This window comes from Pseudoalteromonas ruthenica (genome assembly GCF_008808095.1).
Classification (GTDB): Bacteria; Pseudomonadota; Gammaproteobacteria; order Enterobacterales; family Alteromonadaceae; genus Pseudoalteromonas; species Pseudoalteromonas ruthenica.
Genome location: NZ_CP023396.1, coordinates 2321458 through 2346908, shown reverse-complemented (window position 1 = coordinate 2346908; position 25451 = coordinate 2321458). Strand labels below are relative to the sequence as shown.

Here is a 25451-nt window from a genome sequence, read left to right as displayed (position 1 = left end):
GTTATGTTCAGAGCACTTTTTTTACTATTTATCATTGTTCCAATCATCGAAATCGCGCTATTGATTCAATTAAGCGAGGTGATTGGCGGCGTTGCCACCATTGCCTTAATTATCGTTACCGCGATTTTGGGCGCTAAGCTGGTGAAGCAACAAGGCGTTGGCGCAATGCGTGAGGCGCAGGTGCAAATGGCACAAGGGCAAATGCCGGCAAAACAAATGTTTACTGGTATCTGTGTCATCATTGCTGGCGTTCTGTTGTTAACGCCCGGTATAGTGACCGACGTATTCGGCTTCTTATTACTGACGCCAGCAGTGCGCAATAAAATGGCCGCAACCTTTGCTTCTCAGGCGCAAGTGCGCATGAGCCAAGGGATGGGGCAAAGCACCTTCAGTGCTGAATTTCACAGCCACCAACAGCATCAACACAGTGAGCGTCGCGAAGAGCACACCACTATCGAAGGTGAATATGAACGAAAAGAGTAAAAAATTTTAATTTTTACTCTTGGGTTTTAAAACCTCGACCCCCATTAGATATGGCAACTAAATTTTAATGACTTTTCTGTAGTTGTTCAGAAACTGTTAGGAGAAACAAACAAATGAACATTCGTCCTTTACATGATCGCGTGATCGTTAAGCGTCTAGAAGAAGAAACCAAGTCTGCTGGCGGTATCGTGCTGACTGGTTCTGCGGCTGAAAAATCATCGCGAGGTGAAGTAGTGGCAGTAGGTAACGGCCGGGTATTGGATAGCGGCGAAGTACGCGCATTGGAAGTAAAAGCGGGCGACACTGTGTTGTTCGGCTCTTACGTTGAGAAGACTGAAAAAATCGACGGTCAAGAGTACCTAATTATGCGTGAAGACAACATCCTAGGTATCGTGAGCTAACTCACCCCTTGATGTTGACACACTTGGTTTAAACAGAATTTAGAGGAAAGAAACAATGGCAGCAAAAGAAGTACGTTTTGCAAATGACGCCCGCACTAAAATGCTTAAAGGCGTAAATGTATTAGCAGATGCAGTAAAAGTAACTTTAGGTCCTAAAGGCCGTAACGTTGTTCTAGATAAGTCTTTTGGCTCACCCACAATCACTAAAGATGGTGTTTCTGTAGCGAAAGAAATTGAGCTTGAAGACAAGTTCGAGAACATGGGCGCGCAGATGGTTAAAGAAGTAGCCTCAAAAGCGAATGACGCTGCCGGTGACGGTACCACTACTGCAACCGTACTAGCACAGTCAATTGTTAACGAAGGCCTTAAAGCTGTTGCTGCGGGTATGAATCCAATGGATCTTAAGCGCGGTATCGACAAAGCCGTTACCGCTGCAGTAGAGGAATTGAAAAACCTTTCTGTGCCTTGTGCAGATAACAAAGCCATTGCTCAGGTGGGTACTATCTCAGCCAACTCTGACAAAGAAATTGGTGAAATCATTGCTGAAGCAATGGAAAAAGTAGGCCGTGAGTCTGGTGTTATCACTGTTGAAGAAGGTCAATCACTACAGAATGAACTGGATGTTGTTGAAGGTATGCAGTTCGACCGTGGTTATCTTTCTCCTTACTTCATCAATAACTCAGAAAAAGGTGTTGTTGAACTAGATAACCCACACATCCTATTGGTCGACAAAAAAGTATCAAACATCCGTGAGCTTCTACCTACCCTAGAAGCGGTAGCGAAAACTAGCAAGCCATTGCTGATTGTTGCTGAAGACCTAGAAGGTGAGGCACTGGCAACATTGGTTGTTAACAACATGCGTGGCATCGTTAAAGTAGCTGCGGTTAAAGCGCCTGGTTTTGGTGACCGTCGTAAAGCGATGCTACAAGACATCGCCATCTTAACCGGTGGTACGGTGATTTCTGAAGAAATCGGTCTTGAGCTTGAAAAAGCGACACTAGAAGACTTAGGTACAGCGAAGCGCGTAGTAATCACCAAAGATGACACTACCATTATTGATGGTGCTGGTGAGCAAGAAGCGATTGATGGCCGTGTTGGTCAAATCAAAGCGCAAATCGAAGAAGCGACGTCTGATTACGATAAAGAGAAACTACAAGAGCGCATGGCGAAACTAGCTGGCGGTGTTGCGGTAATCAAAGTCGGCGCTGCAACCGAAGTTGAAATGAAAGAGAAGAAAGACCGCGTAGAAGATGCGTTACACGCAACGCGTGCTGCGGTTGAAGAGGGTGTTGTACCTGGTGGTGGTGTAGCGCTGGTTCGTGTGGCAACTAAGATTGCTTCACTTACCGCTGACAACGAAGACCAAAATCATGGTATCAACGTAGCCCTACGCGCTATGGAAGCGCCACTTCGTCAAATCGTTTCTAACGCTGGTGATGAAGCATCAGTGGTTGTTAACGCAGTCAAAGGTGGCGAAGGTAACTACGGTTACAACGCGGCAACAGGCGAGTACAGCGACATGCTAGAGATGGGTATCCTTGACCCAACGAAAGTAACACGCTCTGCATTGCAGTTCGCAGCTTCGGTAGCCGGTCTAATGATCACCACAGAAGCGATGGTTGCTGAACTACCTAAAGACGACGCACCAGCTGCACCTGATATGGGTGGCATGGGCGGAATGGGTGGCATGGGCGGCATGATGTAATCATCCCTCAAGCTATCTCGCTTAATAAAAACCCAGCTTCGGCTGGGTTTTTTTATGGCTGCTGAATTTCATCCCTAACTTGGCCCTGACAGCAACATTTGTTCTTCTGGCGTACTGAGGAAAAGCTGAAAGCGGCAACGAGTATTGGCTCAATAACCTTTATTATTAGGGCGCTCAAAAAGTAGCGAGCGTGAGACTCAAGCAATAAACAGTCGCTGCTGCTAAATGAGAGATTCGACGAGGCAAACTGTAAAACTCAGAGGGGTTAGTTGCTGGGCGTTGACTCGATTGGGTACACAGGCTACAAATAGTTATTAATGATTACTAATTGTTACGAACTTGGCGGTGTTTTAGTAATCAAACAACACAACAAGCGGTCTATAGTAGATAGACGTACGCAATTGGAGAGTATGATGAAATCACTGAGCTACAGTTTGGCAATCGCGGCATTAGTTACATCCCTTAGTAGCTATGCTGGCGAAGCAAAAATCAAATGGCATGACTTAGACGATTACACCGATGCGCGTCCAGCTAATGAAGTAAAAGGACCGTTTCACAAGCGACTGGTTAAAAACTTTAATAAGCACTTTAGTAGAGAAGCAGAAAACCTGCCTGAAGGGTATGTGTTTAACGCTGAGATCACCAACCTCGATTTGGCCGGCGATGTGCGCTTTGGGATGAATGAGATCCGCGTGATTAAACCTATCTACATGCCTAAGATTAACTTTACTTACTCGGTCACCGATGCCGAGGGTAACGTGGTCAGTGAAGGGGAAGCGGATTTAAAAGACATGCAGTTTATGGATCGCATTCGCTCACCTCGAGCCAACGAAGCCAACTATTATGATTTTCGCTTGATAAGCTCGTGGTTTGAGAAAACCTTGTTGCCTGAGCTGGGTATCGAGCCGAAGAAAGCCTATCGCTAGCGACTAGCACTATTTAATTAAGGCAAAGTTAGGCGCCCAATGGGCGCTTTTTCTTTTTGATCTTAACTTGATCTTTTCTATTTCAGAATGTACATTCTTAAAAACGCTAAGCAGAGAACAACCTATGGCACGAACCAGAGAATTTGATGTAAGTGAAGCCCTGCGCAAGGCAACTATTATGTTTTGGCGCCAAGGTTACCGCGATACATCAATGGAGCAGTTGGTTAAAGCAACAGGTGTGAGTAGGTATGGTTTTTACCAAGAATTTGGTAACAAGAAAGAACTGTTCAAACGGTGTTTGCAAGAGTATTCCCTCAGCAAAATTAGCCCAGGGCTGAAGCGCATAGCGCAAAGTGATGGTGAGCTTGAAGACCTACGCTGTTTTTTCTCCATGTACAGCGAGAACATTGCTGAGCATGGCGCTAATGGCTGTCTTATTTGCAATACAGCTACCGAGATTGGTGAAACAGATATGGATGTGAACAGCATTGTGCGTGATATTTATGCCAAGCTGACCGCACAGTTTCAGCATTTTATTGAGCGAGCTCAAGCACGTAGCGAGGTACGCCAGGAGCTCAGTGCATTTGATTTGAGCGTGTGCTTACTCGGTGTGTTGCAAGGCGTAGCAGTGATGGCTCGCAGTGATTTTCATCGTGACACATTACGGCAATATTTGACGACTATATTCGACATGATGGCTGAACCTGAATAAGGTACTATGCTATTATGAAAATAAAGAGCCTCACTTGAGGCGTTATTTTTTACCATTATCAGAATGTGTGTTCTGTTATAAGGAGTGATAATGAACCACTTTATTAGCAACTTAGCCCTGCGGTGGGGGCAGTGCGTGACACGCTACCCTTGGCTATTGCTTATTGTCAGTGTGCTGATTTGCATCGCACTGGCAATAGGGGCTAAAGGGCTCACTTTCTCGAACGACTACCGGGCATTTTTCAGCCCTGAGAACCCAGAGCTCGTTGCCTTTGAGAACTTCCAAGACAAATACAGTAAAAATGACAACATTCTGATCGTGGTGCACGACGAGCAAAGCCAAGGGTTAACGCCTAATCATGCGAAGGTGGTGGAGCAGCTCACCGAACAGGCGTGGAAAACCCCTTTTGCGAGTCGTGTCGACTCTATCACTAATTTCCAACATACCTATGCTGAGCAAGACGACCTTATCGTCGCCGATCTGATCAAAAATGCCGAGCAATTATCTTGGCCAGCATTGCAAGAAAAAGCACGCATAGCCCTTGATGAACCGCTACTGGCCAACCGCTTAATTGCCAACAATGGCCGCACCTCGGGTATTAATATTACCGTGCAATATCCAGGGGAGTCTTTGGCGGAAGTGCCAAAAGCGGTGAATTATGTGCGCGATTTAGTGGCGCAAATGAAGCAGCAGCACCCTGAGCTTACCTTTGCTATTAGTGGCATTTCTATGCTCAACAACGCCTTTAGTGAGGCTGGGCAAACCGATGCGCAAACCCTCACGCCGATTATGTACCTAGTGCTCATCGTGGTGATGTATATGAGCCTGCGCAGTATTCCCGGTACCATTGCTGCGGTGGGCGTAGTGATCCTTGCCAGCGCAGCGGCCATGGGCCTAACTGGCTATATCGGCATAGAGCTTACGCCTATCTCCATCACCGCACCGACCATTATTCTCACTTTGGCCATTGCCGATAGCATCCATGTGCTGTTGTCATACGCTAGCGCGCGAAGAGAGGGCATGGACAAGCTCGCTGCAATTAAAGAGAGCTTACGAGTCAATTTTGTTGCCGTGTCCATTACCAGTATCACCACCATCGTTGGTTTTTTAACCTTAAATATGTCTGATGCGCCGCCATTTGCTGATTTAGGGAATATCACTGCTATGGGTATCGCCGCAGCTTGGTTGCTCTCACTGGTATTCCTGCCTTGTTTACTGGCTATTTTGCCGGATAAGAAAACCTATAAGAAAAAACGCAACGGCCTGAATGTGTGGTTAGGGCGTTTTGGTAATCAGGTCGCGAAAAAGTATCGAATGATTATTGCTGCGACAGTGCTACTGAGCATTGGCTGTGGCTTGGCTATTCCGCAAATTGAGCTCAATGACGAGTTCGTAAACTACTTTGATCAGCGCGTTGAGTTTCGTCGCGACACCGACTTCACCATGGAGCACTTAACAGGCATTTATGTAGTGGAATTTGACATTCAAAGTGGTGAAAGTGGCGGCGTCAGTAAACCCGAGTATCAGCAGGGACTGGCAGATTTCACCACATGGTTACGTCAACAGCCAGAAGTAGTTCATGTGTATAGCTACACCGACATTATTAAACGCTTAAATAAGAATATGCATCAGGATAACGAGGCGCTATATCGCTTGCCTGATAATCGCCAGTTAGCGGCGCAGTATCTGTTGCTGTACGAGATGTCACTGCCCTTTGGCCTCGATTTAACTGACCGCGTCAGTATGGATAAATCGGCTTCACGGTTAAGCCTGACGCTGGATAACCTATCTACTGCAGAAATTCAGGCCTTTATTGAGCGTGCTGAAGGCTGGCTGCAAAGCAACACGCCAGCGGCGATGCATGCCAAAGCCACTGGCGCTACGGTGATGTTCTCACATATCTTCCAACGTAACGCACAAAGCATGCTCAGTGGTAATGCCATTGCCATCATCGCGATTTGCCTGATTATGATCCTTACCTTACGTAGCCTTAAGTACGGCTTCTTGAGCTTGATCCCCAATACCATTCCGATGTTGTTCACCTTTGGCGTATGGGCACTGTTAGTGGGTCAAGTGGGGGTTGCGGCGGCCACAGTGACCTCAACTTCGTTAGGGATCATTGTCGATAACACCGTGCACTTCCTCAGCAAGTACCTAAGAGCTCGGCGAGAGCGCGGCCTTACGCCGCAAGCGGCCATTGAATATGCGTTTACCACTGTCGGAGAGGCCATCTTCGTGACCACCTTAATTTTAGCGGGCGGCTTTATGGTGCTGGCTTACTCCACCTTTATGATCAACGCGCAAATGGGCATGTTAACGGCGCTGGCCATTGTTATGGCACTGATCATTGATTTCTTATTACTCCCGGCGCTGCTCATGCTTGTTGCACGCCCGTCTACCTCATCTCAACCGAGTCTTTCAGCTATTAAGGAGAACCCGCATGAAGCCATTAATTCCTAGTGCTTTTGCCGTGCTATCGGCAGTCACATTTATCACCCCAGTTTGGGCTGCCGCAGCTTCCAGTGATGCGCAACAACGAGGCTATGAAATTGCGGCACAAAGTGACCGCTCCGATCGCGGCTTTGGCGTTAGTCGTGTCGATGTCATGATGCACCTTGAAGATGCCAGCGGGCGTAAATCGAGCCGCAGCTTAAGCATGCTCACCAAAGAAGTGGCCGACGAAGATAAAGGCGATAAAAGCCTGATTGTCTTTAACTCCCCGGCCGATGTACAAGACACCAAACTGTTATCGCATGCGCAAATACTGGAGCCAGACGATCAATGGCTTTATCTTCCTGCGCTAAAACGCGTAAAGCGCATTTCTTCGGCGAATAAATCGGGCCCCTTTGTGGGCAGTGAGTTTGCTTTTGAGGATTTTACCGCCCAAGAGCTCAATAAGTACGAATATCGCTATATTGATGAGCAGCAATGCGGTGAGTTCACCTGTGCGGTGGTCGACCGTATTCCCAAGTATGAAAATTCTGGCTATACCCGCCAGCGCGCCTTAATTGACTTAAGCCATTACCAAGTGCGCAAAATCGACTTTTACGACCGTAAAGAAGCCCATCTTAAAACCCTGACATTGTCTGATTATCAGCACTATCAAGACAAATTCTGGCGACCACAAACCATGCATATGGAAAACCATCAAAGCGGTAAAAAAACTACCTTGGTGTTCTCCGATTACGATTTCTCTGTGCGCTTAAGTAATCGCGATTTTGTTAAATCGTCATTGAAGTAAGGATGTAGTGATGTTCAGGAAGTGGTGGCTATTGCCCTGTGTGTTTGCGCCTTGCGTGTATGGTCAATGGCAAATAACGCCTGCGGTAGAGCTCGGCGCCCGGCAATACAATAGTGATAGCGCTCGGGCTCAGCAAACGCATAACTTTGCTTGGGACCCAAGGCTATGGCTTGAGCTTGATTACCGCTCCCGCGCCTCGGGTATACAAGCACATATAAAGCCGGTGGTGACTGTGGCCGCGACCAATAGCGCCCTGCCTGAATGGGATTTACAAGAGGCTTACTTACAGAAAACATTCTATAACTGGCAGCTAAGCGCCGGTATGAACACGGTATTTTGGGGCGTCGCCGAGTCTCGTCATTTGGTGGATATTGTCAATCAGCGTATTCCTGCACGTAATTTTGAAGGCGAAGAGAAACTTGGCGAACTATTGGTGCAGGTTGACTACTTTACCGAAAACGGCACCTTATCGCTGTTGTCTATGCCTTGGTTTCGCTCCCGCGATTACAGCCAACCCGATGAGCGCTTTTCATTGCCAGTGGCCATTAGCCAAGAGCGCTTTGTCGGTTTATCTGAGCACACTCGAGAATCACTGGCGCTGCGCTATGCCACGGTGCTCAATGACTGGGATGTCGGTGCTTATTTCTTCCACGGTTTAGATAAAACCCCAGCCTTTGAAATCACCGAGCAAGGCCAAGGGCAAGCCATTTACAGCGCCTTGCAGCAATGGGGCCTTGATGCGCAATACACCAGTGAGCGGTGGCTCGGTAAGCTCGAAGCGGTGCACCGCAATCATGATTACGGTGGTAATAGCTGGGCTTACACCTTAGGGGGAGAATATTACTTTTATGGGGTGGCGGGCAGCAGTAAAGATCTCAGTCTGTTGCTGGAGCTGCACCGCGACACCGACGCCGAGGCTCGGGAAAATCAAATATATCGTAATAGCAGCTTTGTAGGCTCTCGCCTCGCTTGGAACGACACCGATGCCACCACCTTGTTATTGGGAGCCCTTATCGATAATGGCGGCGATTCCATCGCCATTAAGGGCGAATTCGAAACCCGTATTCATAGTCAGTTGAGTCTTGATATTGAGGCCCGGATGTTTGTTGATCAACAGCCACAGCAGCCGCTTTACCTCTACCGAGATGATGACTTTATAGAAGTAAGATTGACCTATTACCTGTAAGGAGCATGTATGGTAAGTCAGTATAGTGATGTTGTGATCATCGGTGGTTCAATGGCTGGTGGTTGCTTAGCACGACAATTAAAACTAAAACACCCCGAGCTATCGGTCACCGTGTTAGAGCGCAAAAAGTCATTTAATTCTTGGGTCGGGGAGTCAACCCTAGAATCGTTTTGGGATTACGCCGCCAGTGATCTGCAACTGGGCTTTTACCTAGACACCAACCATTTGTACAAACATGGTTTGCGATTTTTCTTTGACAGCGTCGACCGTGATCTCAATGTCGAGGAAATGAGTGAGCTCGGGCGCACCTGGTATCACGGTATTCCGGCGCACCAAATTGATCGCGCTAAGTTTGATAACGACCTAGTGCGCTTTAACCGAGATATTGGTGTGGACGTTTTACTGGGTGAGACGGTCAGCGATATCGAACTCGATGGCGAGCATGGTCACAGCGTGAAAACCGCAGACAAATCCTTTCGCTGTCGTTATTTAGTCGATGCCGCCGGGTTTGCTGCGCCGCTGGGTAAAAAGCTGGATTTAATTGAGTCGCAAGATCATCGCCACTCTGTGAGCTCAGCTTGGGCGCGGTTTAAGTTCACCACGCCACTCGATAGCCTGGGCAGTGAGCAGTGGCGTGCACGTACCAACTTTACCACCCGCGCATTAGCGACCAACCACTTTATGTATAAAGGGTATTGGTTATGGCTCATTCCATTGGATGAGCACACTGTCAGTATCGGTGTAACCGCTAAAAATACCGATGTCAGCTTAAATGTGAGAACCAGTGACGACTTCGTGGAATTTTTACGCTCGCATAAATGTATGCAGGAAATTCTGGGCAGCCACTTCGAATTGCAGGATTACAAAGCCATGAAGCGGCTATCACGGCGGGCCAAGCAGTCGTTCTCAACTGATCGTTGGTTCCTCACCGGCATGTCATCGGCCTTTTTAGACCCCTTATTGTCGCCGGGCTCGGCCTATTTGACCGATGCTAATCGCATGATTGGTGAACTTATAGAGGCAGATTTAGCCGGTAACGAGGCCATGTTTGCAGGCAAAACCAAGGCCTTCAATGCCTACCTTTTAGGCTGGTTTGAGAGCTTTATGCTGCATATTACCGGGAACTACCACGGCAGCTACGAGGTGCACCGCACGCATTTTGAAGCCTTATTAATGCATTGGTTCGGCTTTATTTTACCTTCGTCCATGGCGCGCCATTTTGGTTATTGCCCGAGCATGAGTGAAATGAGCCAAGAGCAGCTGAATGAAAAAGCGCTGGCCATGGTGCAAGGGGCGGCGATTTCCCGCATTCATGAACTTAAAGATGAGTTTATCCAGCTGATCCAAGGTCAAGAGTATCGCCTTAATCGCGGTCACTTCTTTGATATAGAGCTCACCAAGTGCCGCATGAAACACGCCCATAGCCGAGGCGTCATGTTAGACGAGATGGCCATAGCCGAACTCGATAAGGCCTTATTGGAAGTCACTTATTTAGGGTTCTTACGCAGTCTGTGTGAAATTCAGCGTATGGACTTTGATGAAGAAAAAATGCCGCTAGTGGTCGAAGCAGCAATTAATGACAAGCTATCGCTTACCCACGCGATGGAATTATTTAAACACTGATACTGACAGAACAAAGAGCACAAAAATGGAAAATTTAGCAAACAACAACAGGGTTAATGCACACACGGCGGATGCCACTGCGCGGGCTATTTTAGAACTCATTTTTGCCCAGCGGCGGCTGCTACCGATTGAGCAAGATGTGGCGTTTGACGAGCAAATAGTCGGTCATTATGAAAAGGTGTTGGATTTTGTTCACCGCCAGCAGCCCATCAATATGGTGCTGCCAGCCTTTCCGGCAAAATCACCCAATCGCAACAAAACCTTGGGCTATCTGCCAGATAAAGGAGAGTTTTTTGCATTTGAGCGGCTGGTGCAATTATGTCAGCAAATTGAGGAGGTTTATGAGCCGGGTGCAAAAGTAACAATTTGCTCGGATGGGCGTGTTTTCGCCGATATTATCCATGTCAGCGACGCCCATGTCAGTGAGTATGTAAACGGCCTGCGTCGTTTTGCCAATCAACATTATCCGGATTATTTCGACTTCTTTAACCTCGAAGATGTATATGACAAGGTCAATGACTTTGCGGTATTGCGTGAGGAGCTGATGATTGAATACGGTGAAACGCTAAAGTCTCTGCGTCAGCGCATTAAAACAGAGAAAGAAGCCAGCACCATGTACAAGGGCATTACCCGTTTCATGTTAGAAGATTTCTCGGGTATCGAAAAGTTTTCTCAACATAGCCGCACAGCGCTGCAAAAGGTTGCTAAAACCGCCGCTTACCGTGTTATTCAGCGCAGTAATGCGTGGGGGCGGTTGTTGAAACAGGAGTTGCCTCAGGCGCTGCGATTATCGATTCACCCGCAGTATCTGGTTTCTGAGAAAATCGGCATTTCACTGGTATCGCAAAACGATGTGTGGACCACGCCTTGGCACTCGGTACTCGTTAAAGACGGCGACGAGCACAGTTTGATGCCTCGGGAGCAAGCCGAGCAGCTGGGTTGTGTCTTAGTGTTCATCAATGGCCAAGCCAGCCACTATGAGCGTATGCACAGAGAGCCACAGTTATGATCAGCGAACAGGTCTCACCGGCGTGCTTCACAATTGACGCACGAGAAAGCGGTGCTAAGAAACTAGCACATTTAAACATTGCCGAACTTGAGCAAGTGATCTTGAACCAAGGTATGGTGCTGCTGCGTGGCTTCGACCCCAGCAGCGATGAGCAAATGGTGGCCTTTGCGAAAAAGCTGGGGCCGCTGTTGGCGTGGGATTTTGGCTATGTGCTGGATTTAAAAATAAACCAACAGCCGCAAAATCATATTTTTAGTCAAGGAAAGGTTGAGCTGCATTGGGATGGTGCCTTTGCAGGGGCAACGCCGCGATTTAACTTCTTTCAGTGCCTACAAAGTAGTGCCATGAGTGGTGGCGGTGAAACCACCTTTGTGAATACCTGTAGGTTGCTTGAGAGCTGTTCATCCCAGCAGTTGCAGCAGTATCAAGATAAGGTGATCCGCTATTTTGCTGAGAAAAAGGCGCATTATGGTGGAGCTATTGAGGAGCCACTGATTAGCTCGCATCCAGCGACTAAACGTCAGCGAATGCGCTTTATTGAACCCTTCAATGAGGATAATATGGCCGTTAATCCAGTGGAGACCCAGGTGCAGGGCATGTCCTCGTCGCAAGGTGACGCTTTTTTGCGTGAGCTGATAGCTCACCTATATGGCAGCGATAGCTTCTACGCCCATCAGTGGACACAAGGCGATTACTTGCTGGTGGATAACCATGCCATGTTGCATGGTCGCCACCGCTTTCAAGGTGAAGGGCTAACGCGACACCTTAAGCGTGTTCATATTTTGTAACGAGCAACCAATAACGATGAAAAGAGCTTATCTTTACCCCACTTTACTGACGCTATTTTTTATAGCGTGGAGTTCAGCATTTGCGACGCAGTTCAGTGTCACTGATGCTGTGCATAACTGGGGCACATCGTTGACTATGGTATTAGGATCCTTTGTCGCAGGTGCGACGCCCTTAGGTGGCGGAGCTGTTGCTTTTCCGGTCTTCACTAAGTTATTCGGGTTTGAAGCACACAGCGCAAAGGTCTTCTCATTGGCGATTCAGTCTGTGGGAATGACCTTTGCCACCATTTTTTTTGTTTCTCGCGGGGTCCGTATATATTGGTCACTGCTGGCGCGATTAATGCCCTTTGCGTTATTAGGTTTAGCGTGTGGGTTTTCATTAACGGTTGACGGTGAACCACTTAAGATCACCTTTAGTTTCTTGCTATTGGCTTGTAGTTACTTATTGATGCAGCGCTGTGATACGCGGTTGCTGCAGTGGCGAAACAGCTGGTCGCTGTATCTTATCGCCACACTGGGCGGGTTACTCTCGGCATATATTGGCGCCGGAGCTGATACCTTGCTGTTTTTCTACCTGGTATTGCGGCAAAAGTTCGATGCCAAAGCACTGATCCCAACCACAGTGTGTTTTATGGCGATACTTTCTGTGACTGGCAGTGTACTGCTCATTTTACAAGGGCAGCTAAGCAGCGCTCATGTGGCCTTTGAACCGTGGTTTTTCGCTGCTCCCGTGGTCGCCATAGGCGCACCGCTAGGAGGGTATGTAATGAGTAAAATCAACGAAAAGTACGTATTACGCTTTATTTATGCGTTGATATTCATTGAAGTGTGCTCAACGGTGGTGATATTACAATTTTCGCTGGCATTGAAGGTGCTATTGGTGGTGGCAACGCTCGCGGTGGTTGTACTTGCATTGCGCCAACGCGGGGGCATTCTCCCTGAGCGGTGGATAAAGGCAAAAGGCGCTTAACGCGCCGCGAGCAATGTTTCGACCTCTCCAAGGCGGGTGATGATTTTATCCGGATTAGCATCGGCAATATCCAACCCGTGGTTGTAGCCATAATTAACGCAGATCACCGGGCAGCCGGCGTTTCTGGCGGTTGCCACATCATTTTTTGAATCTCCCACATATATGCCTTCGCTAATATCAAGACTGAGATTATTTAAGGCACTAAACAGCATGGCTGGGTCTGGCTTGCGCTGGGGCAGAGTGTCACCACAGACAATGGCATCAAAGTAATCGGCAATGCCCAATGCATTTACCAGAGCATGAGTGTGGCTTTCATTTTTATTAGTGACAAGTAATAACTTTAACCCTTGCTGCTGCAGTGCTTGTAGGGTCGCTTTGGCATCAACATATAAAGTCGAGGAATCGGTCACACATTGGTTGTAAGCAGCACTGACTTTCGCCGCCGCCGCGCTAACATCAATATGCGTGGCGCCCACTTTTGCTAAGGCGCGCTCGGTGGCTTTATCAATACCGTTGCCTATCCAAGTTTGCACGTCGTCCACGGTGACTTGACCGACTGGGTAATGCTCCAGCGTGGTATTAATGGCGGCGCAGATATCGGCAGCGGTATTGACTAAAGTGCCGTCTAAATCAAAGCCAACCCAAGTCAGCGAGTGAGGTAATTGCATTTTAACGTCCTTGTTTTAAACAGGACTTTACTGGTCTTTAAAAGTCGCCAGCAAAGTGAGTATATGTTGCAGTTTAACCACGGTTTGTTTCAACTTCTGTTCATCAAGTTGCTCGGCTTGGGAAAGTGCCTCGACATCGGCGGCCACGTCTAATACATAGGGTTTAAAGCGCTTTGCTTCAAAGTCGAATCCCGCGTCGCGATTGAACAAGGCTTGAAACTTACCATGGCCTTCTTTTTGTAGCTGATCCAGTTTTTGATCGGCGTCTAAGGCCTGACGATAGGCGAGTTTAAGGTTTTCGTTTAACTTTTCGATAATTGCGTGCATTTTTTTCTAAAGCTTTAGAGCAGATGGCCGATATGGTACGTGGATTCATTTAAAATGTCAGGTAGCGTTATGAATATATCAGGAAGTTCACTTCCCGCCATGAGTGGAGCCGATCAAGGCGCCGAGGTTTATAGCGCGGCCCTTGCTAAGAAACGACAGCAAGCCGATGGCCAGGCTGCATTGGCGTTGATTGAGTCAGCAGGTAATGTGACCAAAGCAGCGCAGAGCCCAGCCGCCTCGACTACGGCAACCTTGGGTAATAACATTAATATCCACGTGTAATAGCAAGGCAGCGCGTCGTAAATGAACCCCAAGCAACCCGCGTTAAGCGGGTTTTTTTATGCCTCTAAATGCAGATCAATGGGGGTTTTACTGCGTTCGCCACCGACCTCACGCACCAACTTTGGCACTAAAAAGCCAGGCAGTTCGCTAAGTACCTCTGCCATGATAGTGCGGGCTTCATCATCGCTTACCTCAAAATGTGCGGCGCCTTGCACTTTGTCTAATTGATGCAGGTAGTAGGGGAGTATCCCGGCGGCAAATAAGCGCTCACTTAAGGCGATTTGCGCAGCCGCATTGGCATTGACCTCTTTCAATAACACCGCTTGATTCAACTGCGTTACTCCTGCTTGGGTCAGCTTTTTACAGGCGTGGCTAAAAACCTCATCGACCTCGTTGGCATGATTAATATGGTGCACAAAGACTATTTGTAAGGGCGATTGGGCAAAACGCTGACATAACTGCTCGGTAATGCGTGCCGGGATGGTCACCGGCAAGCGCGAGTGAATGCGTAAACGCTTAATGTTGGGGAGTTGCTCAAGCTTATCTAAAAACCATGCTAGAGCTTCGTCTTTTGCCATGAGCGGGTCGCCACCGCTGAGGATCACTTCATTGATCTCTGGATGATTACCAATGTAGGTTAGTTTATCGGCCAAAGCGGCTTTATTGAGTTGGTTATCTTGGTACGGGAAATGACGACGAAAACAATATCGGCAGTTGATTGCGCACGCGGTTTTAAACATCAATAAGACACGGGAGCGGTATTTGTGTAATAAACCCGGCTCGTTGTTATCTTGTTCTTGCAACGGATCGACACTGTACTGCGAGTGTTGCTGAAACTCTTGTCGTCGTGGCAGCACTTGTAATAACAAGGGATCGCGGGCGTCACCCTTGGCCATTTTGGCGATAAAGGGGCGCGGTACTCGTAGATTAAATAAGCTTTTAGCCTCACTATCCGGTTGATACGCATCGGGGGGTAAATCCAACATACTCAGCAGCTCTTCGGGGCGAGTGACTACATCGGCTAATTCTTTTTGCCAGTTTTTATGCAAATTTACTTCGATTCTTTGTATCATTGACGGATTAATTACTCGAAAAACGGTTATTAGAGGACAAGATGGCGAATTATAGCACCAACGAATTCAAGGGTGGCCTAAAATTTATGTTGGATGGCGAGCCTTGCAGCATCCTAGAAAACGAAGTGGTTAAGCCGGGTAAAGGCCAGGCATTTAACCGCGTTCGTATCCGCAAACTGATCTCAGGTAAGGTATTAGAGAAAACCTTTAAGTCAGGCGAAAGTGTGGAAGCGGCTGATGTAATGGATACCGACCTAGCTTATCTATACACAGATGGCGAATTCTGGCACTTCATGAACAACGAGACCTTTGAGCAAATCGCTGCTGATGAAAAAGCTGTAGGCGACAACGTAAAATGGCTTGTAGAAAACGATGTGTGCACCATTACTTTATGGGATGGCAACCCGATTGCTGTAACGCCACCCAACTTCGTTGAACTTGAAGTAACTGAAACCGATCCAGGCCTAAAAGGCGACACGGCTGGTACCGGTGGCAAACCTGCTACATTGAGCACCGGTGCCGTGGTACGTGTTCCTTTATTCATTCAAATTGGTGAAGTGATCAAAGTTGATACCCGCTCAGCTGAGTACGTGGGTCGCGTAAAATAAGCACCTTACACGTGTATATCCCAGCCCGGGCAGCCGCGCTGGGATTTTTTATGGGAGATTTTTGTGATGTGGCAGCCCAGTGCCGATATTCATACTTTGCAGCAGCGCGCTAAGCTCATTCAGCAGATTAGGCAGTTCTTTTATCAACGTGATGTGATGGAGGTGGATACCCCGTCGCTAAGCAAGGCGTCGGTGAGTGATGAACACTTACATAGCTTTGCCACACAGTTTGTGGGCCAAGGCTATGCCGAGGGCTTGCCACTGTATTTACAAACCTCTCCCGAATATGCGATGAAGCGCCTTCTTGCAGCAGGCAGTGGGGCTATTTTCCAAATCTGTAAAGCCTTTCGTAACGAGGAAAATGGCCGTCATCACAATCCCGAGTTCACTATGCTTGAGTGGTATCGTCCAGGCTTTGATGAGTTTGACCTTATGGCTGAGATTGACGAATTGATGCAACAGCTACTGGATTGTGAAAAAGCCCAATATATAAGCTATCAGCAGGTGTTTATACAGGTGCTGGGTGTGGATCCGCTAACGGCAAGTTTGCGTGAATTAAAGCAGCTTGCAAGCACTCATGGCTTTGCTGATATCGCCGCGAATGAAGAAGATGCTGACACCTTATTACAGCTGCTATTTTGCATGGTGATAGAGCCAACGATTGGCCAGCAACAGCCGTGTTTTGTGTATCACTTTCCGGCCTCGCAAGCGGCACTAGCGCGTCTTCATGAGCAAGACCCACGCGTTGCCGGGCGTTTTGAGCTGTATTACCAAGGGCAAGAGCTCGCTAATGGCTTTAATGAGCTGACCGACGCTAATGAACAGCGCCAGCGCTTTGCCAATGACAACAACAAACGTATTGCTAAAGGTCTTGAGCCCGTAGCCTTGGATGAAAACTTGTTAGCAGCATTGGATGCTGGCCTACCACAATGTGCCGGAGTCGCCCTCGGAGTGGATCGTCTCGTGATGATTGCCTGCGGCAAAAAGCATATTCGCGAAGTGCTCAGTTTCGACATCGAACGCGCCTAACCTCAAATTGTTGTAGGCAAGGCTTCAGCCTTGCAAAGCACGGGATTGGGATAAAGCCCAACCCACAAAGTTTCAACAGGTTCGTTGTAGGCAAGGCTTCAGCCTTGTACAGCACGAGATTGGGCTAAAGCCCAACCTACAGGTGCAGGTTGGTTTGTTGTAGGTAAGGCTTCAGCCTTGCAAAGCTCGTGATTGGGCTAAAGCCCAACCTACAGGTTCAGGAAGATGTGTTGTAGGCAAGGCTTCAGCCTCGCAAAGCACGGGATTGGGCTAAAGCCCAACCCACAAAATTTCAACAGGTTCGTTGTAGGCAAGGCTTCAGCCTTGCACAGCACGAGATTGGGCTAAAGCCCAACCTACAGGTTCCGCCAGATGTGTTGTAGGCAAGGCTTCAGCCTTGCAAAGCACGAGATTGGGCTGAAGCCCAACCTACAGGTTCCGCCAGATGTGTTGTAGACAAGGCTTCAGCCTTGTAAACACGGAGTTGGGCTAAAGCCCAACCCACAAAGTTCCACTGGTTTGTTGTAGGCAAGGCTTCAGCCTTGCAACCTATAAATAAATCGAATTCCAGTACGGGTATAATCGCACACTAGAGACAATCCCTTTTCGCAATGGGTTGGCAACGATGTACCTGGCTATGTGAATGCGCTGCTCATCCTCACGCAAAGCGTGATCATAAAACCCGCTTTGCCAAACTTTACCGCGACGCTGTAATTGACGATTAACCATGGCTGCGGTGCAACCTTTTAGGTGCCGTATACAAGCGCTAAGATCGCTATGGTGCAGCAACACAAGCCCATGGAAGTGGTCTGGCATTAAGACCCAGGTTAACCATTGGCAGCCGCAAGCCTGCTCATTCGTTGTAATCGTGGTGCAAAATAGCTGTGCTAGTTTCGCAGAGGCAAAAAATGGTGTGCGTTTGTAACAACAAAAAGTAATAAAATACTCGCGGTGAATTTGCGAATAACGTCCTTTTAATAAATCACTATAAGGCATATTCAGCTCCTTTGAATATGGTGGACATTTAATTATAGCTCGAGAGTTACAAGGTTGCCTGTGTTGGGATGAAGGTGTTATTGGGCTAAAGCCCAACCTACAAGTTCAGGGTCGGTGTGTTGTCGGCAAGGCTTTAGCCTTGCAAAGCACGTGATTGGGCTAAAGCCCAACCTACAAGTTCAGGATAGGTTTGTTGTAGGCAAGGCTTTAGCCTTGCAAAGCAAGCTATTGGGCACAATATTGGCGTAATACGGAATAAAAAAGCGCTGATAGCTGTTTGATTTAAATAAGGAATACAAATGAGAAAGAAAAGAATGGGGCGACTGATGGGACTTGAACCCACGACAACCGGAATCACAATCCAGGGCTCTACCAACTGAGCTACAGCCGCCACAAAGGGGATACATCATCTCGTGATGTGTGGCGCGCATAATACATAGTTTCCGCCACCTTGTGAAGTGTAAATTTAAGATAATTATTCGTTCGCTGCAAATTTGTTCAGTGAACACAATGAAAGCCGCTTAACCACGGAGTATTACAGCACGAAAAGCATATGCTAGGCTTATTGTTGCTTGAGTTGCACTAATGTTCAGTTGGCGTTTAGGTTCGGCTTGAGAAAATAATAGATTAGGTACTTTACGGCGCATAGGTACAAAGCATAAAGTTGTAAGGTGTCATGGGCTATCAGCATATAATTAGGAGCGCTAATGGAAGCAATAACAAACTGGCTGTCGGAAAACTCCGGACTGCTCACTCACTACGCCATTCAATTTGTTTTGGCACTGATTGTCTTTTTGGTCGGTATGCGCCTTGCTAAGTGGTGTAGCAAGCTGACTGAAAAAGGTTTTGCCAAGCGTAAGGTAGACAAAGCGGTTGGCTCATTCTGTGGCAACATCATTTATGTCTTGGTGTTCATCGCCACTATTTTAATGGCGTTATCACAAGTCGGTGTTGAGACCACTTCCTTTATTGCTATTCTAGGTGCGGCGGGCTTGGCCGTAGGTCTGGCATTGCAAGGGTCGCTTTCTAATTTTGCCTCGGGTGTGCTGATCATTATTTTGCGTCCATTTAAATCAGGTGACTACATCGAAGCAGGCGGTAAAGCAGGAAGCGTTCGTAAAATTGAAATCTTCTCTACCGAGCTCAACACACCAGATAATAAAATTATCGTGATGCCTAATTCATCGATTATGTCTGGCGCCATCGTAAACTACTCACGTGAGAAAACGCGTCGTATCGACTTGGTTATTGGCGTGAGCTACGATGCCGACCTGAAAAAGACCAAAGAAGTTTTAAAATCAGTGCTTGATGCTGAATCAAGGCTGTTAAAAGAGCCAGCATACACGGTGGCCGTGAACGAACTGGCTGATTCAAGTGTGAACTTTGTGGTTCGCCCTTGGGTAAACACCGTTGACTATTGGCCAACGTATTTTGATTTGATGGAAAACATCAAAATTGCATTAGATGACAACGACATCGGTATTCCATATCCACAAATGGATGTGCATTTACATAAAACCAGCGAATAAACTAGGGGAACCGCGCTGACATGAAATTGAAGTATTTATCTGTTCTCGTTGCTGCAGGCGTAGCAACGAGCGCTGTGGCTAGCGAAAAAAAGACTTGGGAAGCCAACGCTGAGCTAGGTGCCATTATCACCAGTGGTAATACCGAAACAACTACATTCAAGGGCGCTTTAAACGTAAAGCACAACCTTGAAAACTGGAATAACGAGTACAAGCTCGACGGCATCTATAAAGAAGACGAAGTCGAGAAAGACAACGGTACTAAAGTAACTGAGCGCACTAACGAAAAGTATTTTGCATCGGCGCAAGGTAACTACAAGCTCAACGAGGAAAACGCGCACTTATTCGTGTATGGCTCCTATTTAAGTGACTACTTTGGCGCTTACCGCCAAGAAGCGGTGGTCTCTGGCGGTTACGGTTTGCGTTTGCTCGATACCGACACCATGGTGCTCAATGCGGAAATTGGTCCGGGTTACAAGTATTTCCAATACCCAGACGATAGCACCGAAGTAGGGGATGACGGTGAGTTACTGGCTGACGAGTGGGAAGGTGAAGTGATCGCCCTAGCAAAGGCTGATTACACTTGGCAAATCTCCGAGGGTGCCAAATTTACTCAGTTAGTTGCGATGGAATACGGTAGTACCAACACTAAAACCCGTTCAGAAACAGCGCTATTAACTAAAATTAATGGCTCTTTGCAAATGAAAGTGGGCTTTAACGTCACTCATAACTCCGATGTGGCGGATGACAAAGAAAACACTGACACCGAAACCGCGTTAACCTTGGTGTATAACTTTTAACAAGGCGTGAGTTCACATACATACAGTGAGCACTTAATCATGTTCACTGTATGCATCTTCAATCGTTTTCTTGAACTTCTCGTATAGGTTATCCCGAGAAAACTGTCCGTGACTCAGATCTTGACAAGCTTTCACCGCGCTTGTGTATTTTTCTGAGTTGGCTAAGAAGGATTCAATTTTATCCACTGAGTCTTTCAAATCATTGTTCAGTACTAAACCACAACCAGACTCCTCTATGAAGTCTTTTTGCCAACCTGCATAATTAATGGCAATAGGAGTCTGCGAAGCTAAAGCATCAAAGAGCTTGTTCGCTGAGTTGTTCCACATCTCAGGTACAGGGCCAAACAAGCTCAAGCTCAGATCCGCCGCAGAATATAGCTTTATCACTTCTTGTTTCGCGATAGGGTCTAAGATGTATAAGTTATTTTCATAAACTCCCAGCTCTTTAGCTTTTGCAATAACATCGGCTTTACACATCCCGTTGCCAATGGCGACAAAGCATAAATCATCATAGGAACGAGCCGCATGAGCTAAATGGGCGATATATTCTACATCATTTATAAGACCAAAGGTGCCTGCGTAGATGATAAGCTTGCGTTCACCAACAAAACTTAACTTTTGCTGCTTATAAGCTACACCTTCTTTATTGGGAATATTAAATAATGAAACGTCGCAACTATTTGGAATGCAGGTCGTTTTTGATTCTGGGTAGCCAGTCCGCACTATGCCTGCTTGCATACCAGGAGAAAGCGCGACGACTCTTCTAGAGTTTCGATAAATACAAGCTTCAAACCACTTAAGTAGCTTAATAAGTAGTGGATTTTTAATAACACCTACGGCAACTGGTAGCTCAGGCCACAAGTCTCTGACCTCAAAAACTAAAGGGAGCTTTTTGAGCTTTTTCAAAAGAAGTGCAGGTAAGCCTATGGTGAGTGGAGTGCTAGTAGCAAAAACGAGATCAGTTTTTATAGAAAAACTCTTAAAAATTGAAACGCTGGAAAAGCGTAAAAATTTGAGAATTCGCGCTACAAAACTGTCTGTATTGGAGTAAGGCAAGTGATAAACATGTAATTTAATACCCTCTATATGTAACTCGTTCCATCCTCGCTTAAATTCGTATACCTCATTTAAGAAGGCCGAGGAAGTAACAAACTCTACGGTATAGCCATCTTGAACTAACCTACGAGCCATCTCATAAGATCGTGTTCCACCGTTACTTTTTGGAGTAGCGAAGTATTGGTGAAGATATAAAATGTGCATAATTTAGAGGGGAATTTACAAGAATAACGGGGGATTATACCCTAACGGTGAAAAGTCTCTACCTTAGGTAACAATTAAGGTTTTCAAAATTACATAACTTTAGATACAATCCTTTGCCGGTTTTGCGCCACACATGATGGGAGAGTAATGTGTATCGATTGTTAAGTAGCTTTTTTGTAGTTTTCCTCGTTCTGAGTTCTTTTAATGTTTCTCAGGCAGCGCCTCAGATCAGTCAGTCTCAATTGGAGATGTTTAAAAAGCTGCCAAAGTCTCAGCAAGAAGCACTAGCAAAAAAGTACGGTGTTGATATAGACACCATACTTTCTCCTGGGCAAAACAAAGATCAAGGCACCAAAGAATTCGATTATACGCCTCACCAAAAACAGACAGAGCAAGAATCGGAAACCAGCCTCTTCCCTGAAGACGATTATTACAAACCGGAAGAGTTAGAACTTAAGCGATTTGGAGAAGAGTTCTTTCAGCCGGATATTTCTAATATTACAACGGCCACCGTACAATCTTCTCCTAACGATTACCTTATCTCTATAGGTGATGAGCTCTCTATTACGCTTTTTGGTAAACAGAATGAGCAACACTCCGTCGTTGTTGACAACAATGGTTCAGTGGTTGTTCCTAGCTTAGAGCCGATTAACGTAATCGGGTTATCGTTAGCTGAAGTTAAAGAGTTGGTGGCACAGCAGGTTGAAACCCAGCTTATCGGTGTTAAGTCTCTTGTTTCAATATCTCAGTTACAACCCATCAAGGTATATATCTCCGGTGAAGTTGTAAAACCCGGTCCCTACGTTTTGCCTCCGTTATCGACAATTAGTACAGCAATTAGTTTTGCTGGCGGCATCAGTGAAGTTGGCTCCTACAGAGAAGTATCGGTAAAACGTAACGGCGAATTAGTCGCTGAGTTTGACTTGTATGACTTATTGGTTGAAGGCTCGAATGCAGACGATATCACTTTACGTACAGGCGACGTGGTTTTAGTACCAACGGTTAAGAAGCTTGTAAACGTTGAAGGGAGTATCAAAAGAGAGGCGATATATGAGCTTAGCTCGGGTGAAACCTTGGCTGATGCAATTGCTTATGCTGGTGGCTTCTCTCACCAAGCCTATACTGACTCAATACGCATACATAGTTCTAGTGGTTCTGGTTCAAAGGTGATTAAAAATGTAGCCAGAAAAAACTTAGGGAAATTTGAACTAGCTGATGGAGATCAGGTTTTTGTCCCTGAGAAAACAGATAAAGCGTCAAATTCTATCTATCTCATCGGTGCATCCTCAAGACCCGGTCAATATCAATGGTATGAGGGAATCAGATTATCAGACTTGCTAGGAGACCCTAATATTAGTCTTCTTCCCAATGCTGACCTGAATTATGGTTTGGTTGTGCGTTCTCAAGATAATGGCAATGTCGTTATTAAGCAGTTCTCACCTATCAATATATTAGATAGTGACGAGCAGAATCACGAACTGAAACCCCATGATCAAGTTGTTATATTTAGTAGCTTTGAGTTGAAGCAGCAAGAACTTGCACAATTACGTAAAAAGGCGTTAACAAAACAAGAACTCAAGAATTTACAGAATCGACTGCGTTGGGATGAGTATAAGCAATACAAGTTTGAACAATACACTGCTAAGAAAGAACAGGCGACTTTTGGCGAAGAGCTAGAAGTCACTTCTAAAAAACTATCAAAACAAGATTTAGAAGTATTTGTAACCAACAAATATCCTATCTATTTAAGCTCGTTGCAAGAAGACGTAAATGAATTCAATTCTGTCGATGAAGCAAAGGAATTTATAGAAAATGAGCTGACTGTGTTCAGCCGTTCTAAGCTGCTTTCTCCTATTTTAGACAAGCTAGCTACACAGGGCGGTCAAGGACAACCTGCAAGCATCGTCGAAATCTCGGGCAGTGTGAAGTACCCAGGTTTATACCCTATCTCTGAGAGCGCCACAGTAAAAGATGTTGTAAAGGCAGCTGGGGGGTTACTAGAGGGGACGTACCTTGAGCAAGCCGAGATCACAAGAATTCAAACCGCAGGCAAAGTCAATGTTGAAAACGTAACCTTTTCGCTGAAAAGCGCATTGTCGTCTAAAGCTTCAGACTATGAGCTTCAGGGACGAGATTACATTAACATTTTCAAAGCGCCGAATTGGCAAGAAAACCAAGTTGTAGAACTAGTCGGAGAGGTTTTACTACCGGGTAAATACACTATAAAGCGCGGGGAAACTCTTAAGAGTGTCATTGAGAGAGCGGGCGGATTTACAGAATATGCGCAACCTAATGCCGCAGTGTTTACTCGAGAATCACTCAAAGAGCAAGAGCAAAAGTATCTTCAGGACTTATCTGAGGCCCTTCGCCGCGAGGTGATTACTAATAACCTAAATACAAGTGATAGCATACTCTCTACTGGTAGCGAGGGGCTAAATGATCTAATCCAACAACTATCAGAAACAGAAGCTGTTGGCCGTCTGATAATCGATTTAGATGAAGTGATGAGCGGGGATACTCGTCTCGTCCTTGAGAATATGGACACCTTATATGTTCCAACAGAGCGTCAATCTGTGAATGTGATTGGTGAAGTCTACGTGGCTACTTCTCACCTCTTTAAGCCGGGGTATGGAATAGATGAATACATCAACCTCAGCGGTGGTTATAAAGACAAAGCTGCTATGGAAAAAGTTTATGTAATTAAGGCCAACGGTCAGGTGGTAGTACCTGAGCAAAAGTCTTGGTTCTCGAAAGGTGGAGCTGAAGAACAAATAGCTGCAGGCGATACCATCGTGGTGCCTTTAGATAGCGCTTACAAAGATAACTTGACGCTGTGGACACAAGTAACTCAGATCGTTTATCAGTTAGGTGTTGCGGTAGCAGCAGTAGGGAGCTTGTAATGTCAGAAAGTGTGAATAAGACTTACGAGCCAGAGGAAATACATCTCCTTGATTTGCTGTCTCGCATATGGAAAGGAAAGCTGATTGTTGTTGGAGCTGCATTTTTATTCGGTGCTATCTTCGCGGTCGTAGCTATTAATACCCCTAACATGTATAAATCTTCAATGTTGCTTGCAGCAGCTGATACGGGGGAGGGAGGGGACCTCTCTTCCCTAGCGAACAAGTTTGGCGGACTAGCATCTTTGGCTGGGGTTAACCTCGGAGGTGCGCAAGGCACAGATATCGCTTTAACAGTTGAAATCCTTAAAAGTAGGGATTTTCAAATGCAATTCATAGATAAACATCAATTAGCTGTACCTATATTCGCGGTGTCAGGATGGGACTATGCCTCCGATAGTTTTCTATATGACTCGGAGCTATATGACGCGGATAAGCAAGCTTGGGTTCGGGAAGTGGAGCCGCCAAAGAAACAAGAACCGAGCTTAATTGAGCTTCGCAAGTTCATGAAGGATGAATATTTAAAAGTAGATTTTGATCAAAACTCAGGCTTAGTGGAAGTAAGTTTTTCCCATTACTCGCCATACTTTGCCAAAGAAACATTGAAAAAACTCGTCGCTTTTTTAAATGACCGAACGCGTGAGAAGGATATTAAGGAAGCTCAGAAGAGTATCGATTATCTCAATGAGGTGATCGCGGACACTCGTTTGAAAGACTTAGAAAACGTTTTTTATGAGCTTATTCAGCAGCAAGAGCAAAAGAAGATGCTAGCGAATACTCGAGAAGAGTACTCCCTTAGAGTTATCGACCCACCTATTGCGCCAGAAGAGCCAGCTTATCCCAATCGCTTTGGGCTGTTGTTATTAGGGCTATTTTTGGGTGGCTTTATAGGGGCTGTGACCTCTGTATTTCGATACTCACCGAAGAAATAAGGGGTAAGT

Annotated in this window: 24 protein-coding genes and 1 tRNA gene; 19 read left to right on the top strand and 6 right to left on the bottom strand. The window is 46.4% G+C overall.

Annotated features, from left to right (window positions below; all coding sequences use genetic code 11):
* The first annotated feature begins 3 nt into the window (after positions 1-3).
* The 12 genes from PRUTH_RS10950 (at position 4) to PRUTH_RS10895 (ending at position 13044) form a co-directional block, all read left to right on the top strand.
* Entirely contained in the window at positions 4-483 is a 480-nt protein-coding gene (locus PRUTH_RS10950; RefSeq protein WP_022945975.1) for an FxsA family protein, read from the top strand.
* Positions 484-596: 113 nt separating this feature from the next.
* Positions 597-884, top strand: coding sequence for a co-chaperone GroES (locus tag PRUTH_RS10945; RefSeq protein ID WP_022945976.1), 288 nt, complete (start codon positions 597-599; stop codon positions 882-884).
* A 55-nt stretch (positions 885-939) separates the two neighbouring features.
* The gene (gene groL / locus PRUTH_RS10940) at positions 940-2589 is read left to right on the top strand and encodes a chaperonin GroEL (RefSeq protein ID WP_151173268.1); all 1650 of its coding nucleotides are present in this window, start codon (positions 940-942) and stop codon (positions 2587-2589) included.
* 410 nt (positions 2590-2999) lie between these two features.
* Positions 3000-3515 (top strand): DUF3016 domain-containing protein, encoded by a 516-nt coding sequence (locus PRUTH_RS10935; protein ID WP_235045758.1) that lies wholly within the window; start codon positions 3000-3002, stop codon positions 3513-3515.
* A gap of 124 nt (positions 3516-3639) precedes the next feature.
* Positions 3640-4227, top strand: a complete 588-nt coding sequence (locus PRUTH_RS10930) for a TetR/AcrR family transcriptional regulator (RefSeq protein ID WP_022945979.1) — start codon at positions 3640-3642, stop codon at positions 4225-4227.
* 90 nt (positions 4228-4317) lie between these two features.
* The gene (locus PRUTH_RS10925) at positions 4318-6687 is read left to right on the top strand and encodes an efflux RND transporter permease subunit (protein WP_026111263.1); all 2370 of its coding nucleotides are present in this window, start codon (positions 4318-4320) and stop codon (positions 6685-6687) included.
* Positions 6668-7468, top strand: a complete 801-nt coding sequence (locus PRUTH_RS10920; RefSeq protein WP_040643280.1) for an outer membrane lipoprotein-sorting protein — start codon at positions 6668-6670, stop codon at positions 7466-7468. Before PRUTH_RS10925 ends, PRUTH_RS10920 begins: the two co-directional genes overlap by 20 nt.
* 10 nt (positions 7469-7478) lie before the next feature.
* Entirely contained in the window at positions 7479-8654 is a 1176-nt protein-coding gene (locus PRUTH_RS10915; protein WP_151173267.1) for a hypothetical protein, read from the top strand.
* Between the two features lie 9 nt (positions 8655-8663).
* Complete coding sequence (locus PRUTH_RS10910) at positions 8664-10277, top strand: NAD(P)/FAD-dependent oxidoreductase (RefSeq protein ID WP_022945981.1); 1614 nt, start codon at positions 8664-8666, stop codon at positions 10275-10277.
* A 25-nt stretch (positions 10278-10302) separates the two neighbouring features.
* Complete coding sequence (locus PRUTH_RS10905) at positions 10303-11286, top strand: L-tyrosine/L-tryptophan isonitrile synthase family protein (RefSeq protein ID WP_151173266.1); 984 nt, start codon at positions 10303-10305, stop codon at positions 11284-11286.
* Positions 11283-12074: a TauD/TfdA dioxygenase family protein gene (locus PRUTH_RS10900; RefSeq protein WP_151173265.1), complete on the top strand. Its 792-nt coding sequence runs from the start codon at positions 11283-11285 to the stop codon at positions 12072-12074. Before PRUTH_RS10905 ends, PRUTH_RS10900 begins: the two co-directional genes overlap by 4 nt.
* A gap of 16 nt (positions 12075-12090) precedes the next feature.
* Complete coding sequence (locus tag PRUTH_RS10895; protein WP_151173264.1) at positions 12091-13044, top strand: sulfite exporter TauE/SafE family protein; 954 nt, start codon at positions 12091-12093, stop codon at positions 13042-13044.
* Here the strand turns inward: PRUTH_RS10895 and gph are convergent.
* Both gph and PRUTH_RS10885 read right to left on the bottom strand, forming a co-directional pair.
* Positions 13041-13712 (bottom strand): phosphoglycolate phosphatase, encoded by a 672-nt coding sequence (gene gph / locus PRUTH_RS10890; RefSeq protein WP_151173263.1) that lies wholly within the window; start codon positions 13710-13712, stop codon positions 13041-13043. The two genes, PRUTH_RS10895 and gph, sit on opposite strands and share 4 nt — an antisense overlap.
* A 27-nt stretch (positions 13713-13739) precedes the next feature.
* Positions 13740-14039, bottom strand: coding sequence for a hypothetical protein (locus tag PRUTH_RS10885; protein ID WP_045980396.1), 300 nt, complete (start codon positions 14037-14039; stop codon positions 13740-13742).
* A gap of 69 nt (positions 14040-14108) precedes the next feature.
* Here PRUTH_RS10885 and PRUTH_RS10880 point away from each other — a divergent pair, with 69 nt between their 5' ends.
* Positions 14109-14321 carry a hypothetical protein gene (locus tag PRUTH_RS10880; protein ID WP_130148167.1) on the top strand — a complete coding sequence of 71 codons (213 nt, stop codon included), beginning with the start codon at positions 14109-14111 and terminating at the stop codon, positions 14319-14321.
* 56 nt (positions 14322-14377) lie between these two features.
* Here PRUTH_RS10880 and epmB read toward each other — a convergent pair whose 3' ends face one another.
* Entirely contained in the window at positions 14378-15394 is a 1017-nt protein-coding gene (gene epmB, locus PRUTH_RS10875) for an EF-P beta-lysylation protein EpmB (RefSeq protein ID WP_151173262.1), read from the bottom strand.
* A gap of 41 nt (positions 15395-15435) precedes the next feature.
* On the opposite strand from epmB, the gene efp reads away from it, so the two are divergent.
* Entirely contained in the window at positions 15436-16002 is a 567-nt protein-coding gene (gene efp / locus PRUTH_RS10870) for an elongation factor P (protein ID WP_022945989.1), read from the top strand.
* Between the two features lie 66 nt (positions 16003-16068).
* Complete coding sequence (gene epmA, locus PRUTH_RS10865) at positions 16069-17031, top strand: elongation factor P--(R)-beta-lysine ligase (protein ID WP_151173746.1); 963 nt, start codon at positions 16069-16071, stop codon at positions 17029-17031.
* 549 nt (positions 17032-17580) lie between these two features.
* Here the strand turns inward: epmA and PRUTH_RS10860 are convergent.
* Both PRUTH_RS10860 and PRUTH_RS10855 read right to left on the bottom strand, forming a co-directional pair.
* Positions 17581-18027: an REP-associated tyrosine transposase gene (locus PRUTH_RS10860; protein WP_151173261.1), complete on the bottom strand. Its 447-nt coding sequence runs from the start codon at positions 18025-18027 to the stop codon at positions 17581-17583.
* Between the two features lie 315 nt (positions 18028-18342).
* Positions 18343-18418 (bottom strand) — tRNA-His (locus PRUTH_RS10855).
* A 316-nt stretch (positions 18419-18734) separates the two neighbouring features.
* On the opposite strand from PRUTH_RS10855, the gene PRUTH_RS10850 reads away from it, so the two are divergent.
* Both PRUTH_RS10850 and PRUTH_RS10845 read left to right on the top strand, forming a co-directional pair.
* A complete protein-coding gene (locus PRUTH_RS10850; protein ID WP_151173260.1) occupies positions 18735-19556 on the top strand; it encodes a mechanosensitive ion channel family protein in 822 nt (273 codons plus the stop codon).
* Positions 19557-19576: 20 nt separating this feature from the next.
* Positions 19577-20353 (top strand): DUF481 domain-containing protein, encoded by a 777-nt coding sequence (locus PRUTH_RS10845; protein WP_022945994.1) that lies wholly within the window; start codon positions 19577-19579, stop codon positions 20351-20353.
* 33 nt (positions 20354-20386) lie between these two features.
* On the opposite strand, the gene PRUTH_RS10840 is transcribed toward PRUTH_RS10845, so the two are convergent.
* Positions 20387-21613 (bottom strand): glycosyltransferase family 4 protein, encoded by a 1227-nt coding sequence (locus tag PRUTH_RS10840; protein WP_151173259.1) that lies wholly within the window; start codon positions 21611-21613, stop codon positions 20387-20389.
* Positions 21614-21762: 149 nt separating this feature from the next.
* Here PRUTH_RS10840 and PRUTH_RS10835 point away from each other — a divergent pair, with 149 nt between their 5' ends.
* Positions 21763-24513 carry an SLBB domain-containing protein gene (locus PRUTH_RS10835; protein WP_151173258.1) on the top strand — a complete coding sequence of 917 codons (2751 nt, stop codon included), beginning with the start codon at positions 21763-21765 and terminating at the stop codon, positions 24511-24513.
* Positions 24513-25442: a Wzz/FepE/Etk N-terminal domain-containing protein gene (locus PRUTH_RS10830; protein ID WP_151173257.1), complete on the top strand. Its 930-nt coding sequence runs from the start codon at positions 24513-24515 to the stop codon at positions 25440-25442. Before PRUTH_RS10835 ends, PRUTH_RS10830 begins: the two co-directional genes overlap by 1 nt.
* Positions 25443-25451: the final 9 nt, after the last annotated feature.

Excerpts from the sequence above, each read along its gene's own strand:
- PRUTH_RS10900 (WP_151173265.1), top strand. The coding sequence starts at position 11,283 with ATGATCAGCGAACAGGTCTCACCGGCGTGCTTCACAATTGACGCACGA.
- gph (WP_151173263.1), bottom strand. The coding sequence starts at position 13,712 with ATGCAATTACCTCACTCGCTGACTTGGGTTGGCTTTGATTTAGACGGC.
- PRUTH_RS10930 (WP_022945979.1), top strand. The coding sequence starts at position 3,640 with ATGGCACGAACCAGAGAATTTGATGTAAGTGAAGCCCTGCGCAAGGCA.
- PRUTH_RS10895 (WP_151173264.1), top strand. The coding sequence starts at position 12,091 with ATGAAAAGAGCTTATCTTTACCCCACTTTACTGACGCTATTTTTTATA.
- PRUTH_RS10840 (WP_151173259.1), bottom strand. The coding sequence starts at position 21,613 with ATGCACATTTTATATCTTCACCAATACTTCGCTACTCCAAAAAGTAAC.
- PRUTH_RS10850 (WP_151173260.1), top strand. The coding sequence starts at position 18,735 with ATGGAAGCAATAACAAACTGGCTGTCGGAAAACTCCGGACTGCTCACT.
- PRUTH_RS10945 (WP_022945976.1), top strand. The coding sequence starts at position 597 with ATGAACATTCGTCCTTTACATGATCGCGTGATCGTTAAGCGTCTAGAA.
- epmB (WP_151173262.1), bottom strand. The coding sequence starts at position 15,394 with ATGATACAAAGAATCGAAGTAAATTTGCATAAAAACTGGCAAAAAGAA.
- PRUTH_RS10905 (WP_151173266.1), top strand. The coding sequence starts at position 10,303 with ATGGAAAATTTAGCAAACAACAACAGGGTTAATGCACACACGGCGGAT.
- PRUTH_RS10935 (WP_235045758.1), top strand. The coding sequence starts at position 3,000 with ATGATGAAATCACTGAGCTACAGTTTGGCAATCGCGGCATTAGTTACA.
- epmA (WP_151173746.1), top strand. The coding sequence starts at position 16,069 with ATGTGGCAGCCCAGTGCCGATATTCATACTTTGCAGCAGCGCGCTAAG.
- PRUTH_RS10860 (WP_151173261.1), bottom strand. The coding sequence starts at position 18,027 with ATGCCTTATAGTGATTTATTAAAAGGACGTTATTCGCAAATTCACCGC.
- PRUTH_RS10925 (WP_026111263.1), top strand. The coding sequence starts at position 4,318 with ATGAACCACTTTATTAGCAACTTAGCCCTGCGGTGGGGGCAGTGCGTG.
- PRUTH_RS10880 (WP_130148167.1), top strand. The coding sequence starts at position 14,109 with ATGAATATATCAGGAAGTTCACTTCCCGCCATGAGTGGAGCCGATCAA.
- groL (WP_151173268.1), top strand. The coding sequence starts at position 940 with ATGGCAGCAAAAGAAGTACGTTTTGCAAATGACGCCCGCACTAAAATG.
- PRUTH_RS10885 (WP_045980396.1), bottom strand. The coding sequence starts at position 14,039 with ATGCACGCAATTATCGAAAAGTTAAACGAAAACCTTAAACTCGCCTAT.
- PRUTH_RS10845 (WP_022945994.1), top strand. The coding sequence starts at position 19,577 with ATGAAATTGAAGTATTTATCTGTTCTCGTTGCTGCAGGCGTAGCAACG.
- PRUTH_RS10950 (WP_022945975.1), top strand. The coding sequence starts at position 4 with ATGTTCAGAGCACTTTTTTTACTATTTATCATTGTTCCAATCATCGAA.
- PRUTH_RS10910 (WP_022945981.1), top strand. The coding sequence starts at position 8,664 with ATGGTAAGTCAGTATAGTGATGTTGTGATCATCGGTGGTTCAATGGCT.
- efp (WP_022945989.1), top strand. The coding sequence starts at position 15,436 with ATGGCGAATTATAGCACCAACGAATTCAAGGGTGGCCTAAAATTTATG.
- PRUTH_RS10915 (WP_151173267.1), top strand. The coding sequence starts at position 7,479 with ATGTTCAGGAAGTGGTGGCTATTGCCCTGTGTGTTTGCGCCTTGCGTG.
- PRUTH_RS10920 (WP_040643280.1), top strand. The coding sequence starts at position 6,668 with ATGAAGCCATTAATTCCTAGTGCTTTTGCCGTGCTATCGGCAGTCACA.
- PRUTH_RS10830 (WP_151173257.1), top strand. The coding sequence starts at position 24,513 with ATGTCAGAAAGTGTGAATAAGACTTACGAGCCAGAGGAAATACATCTC.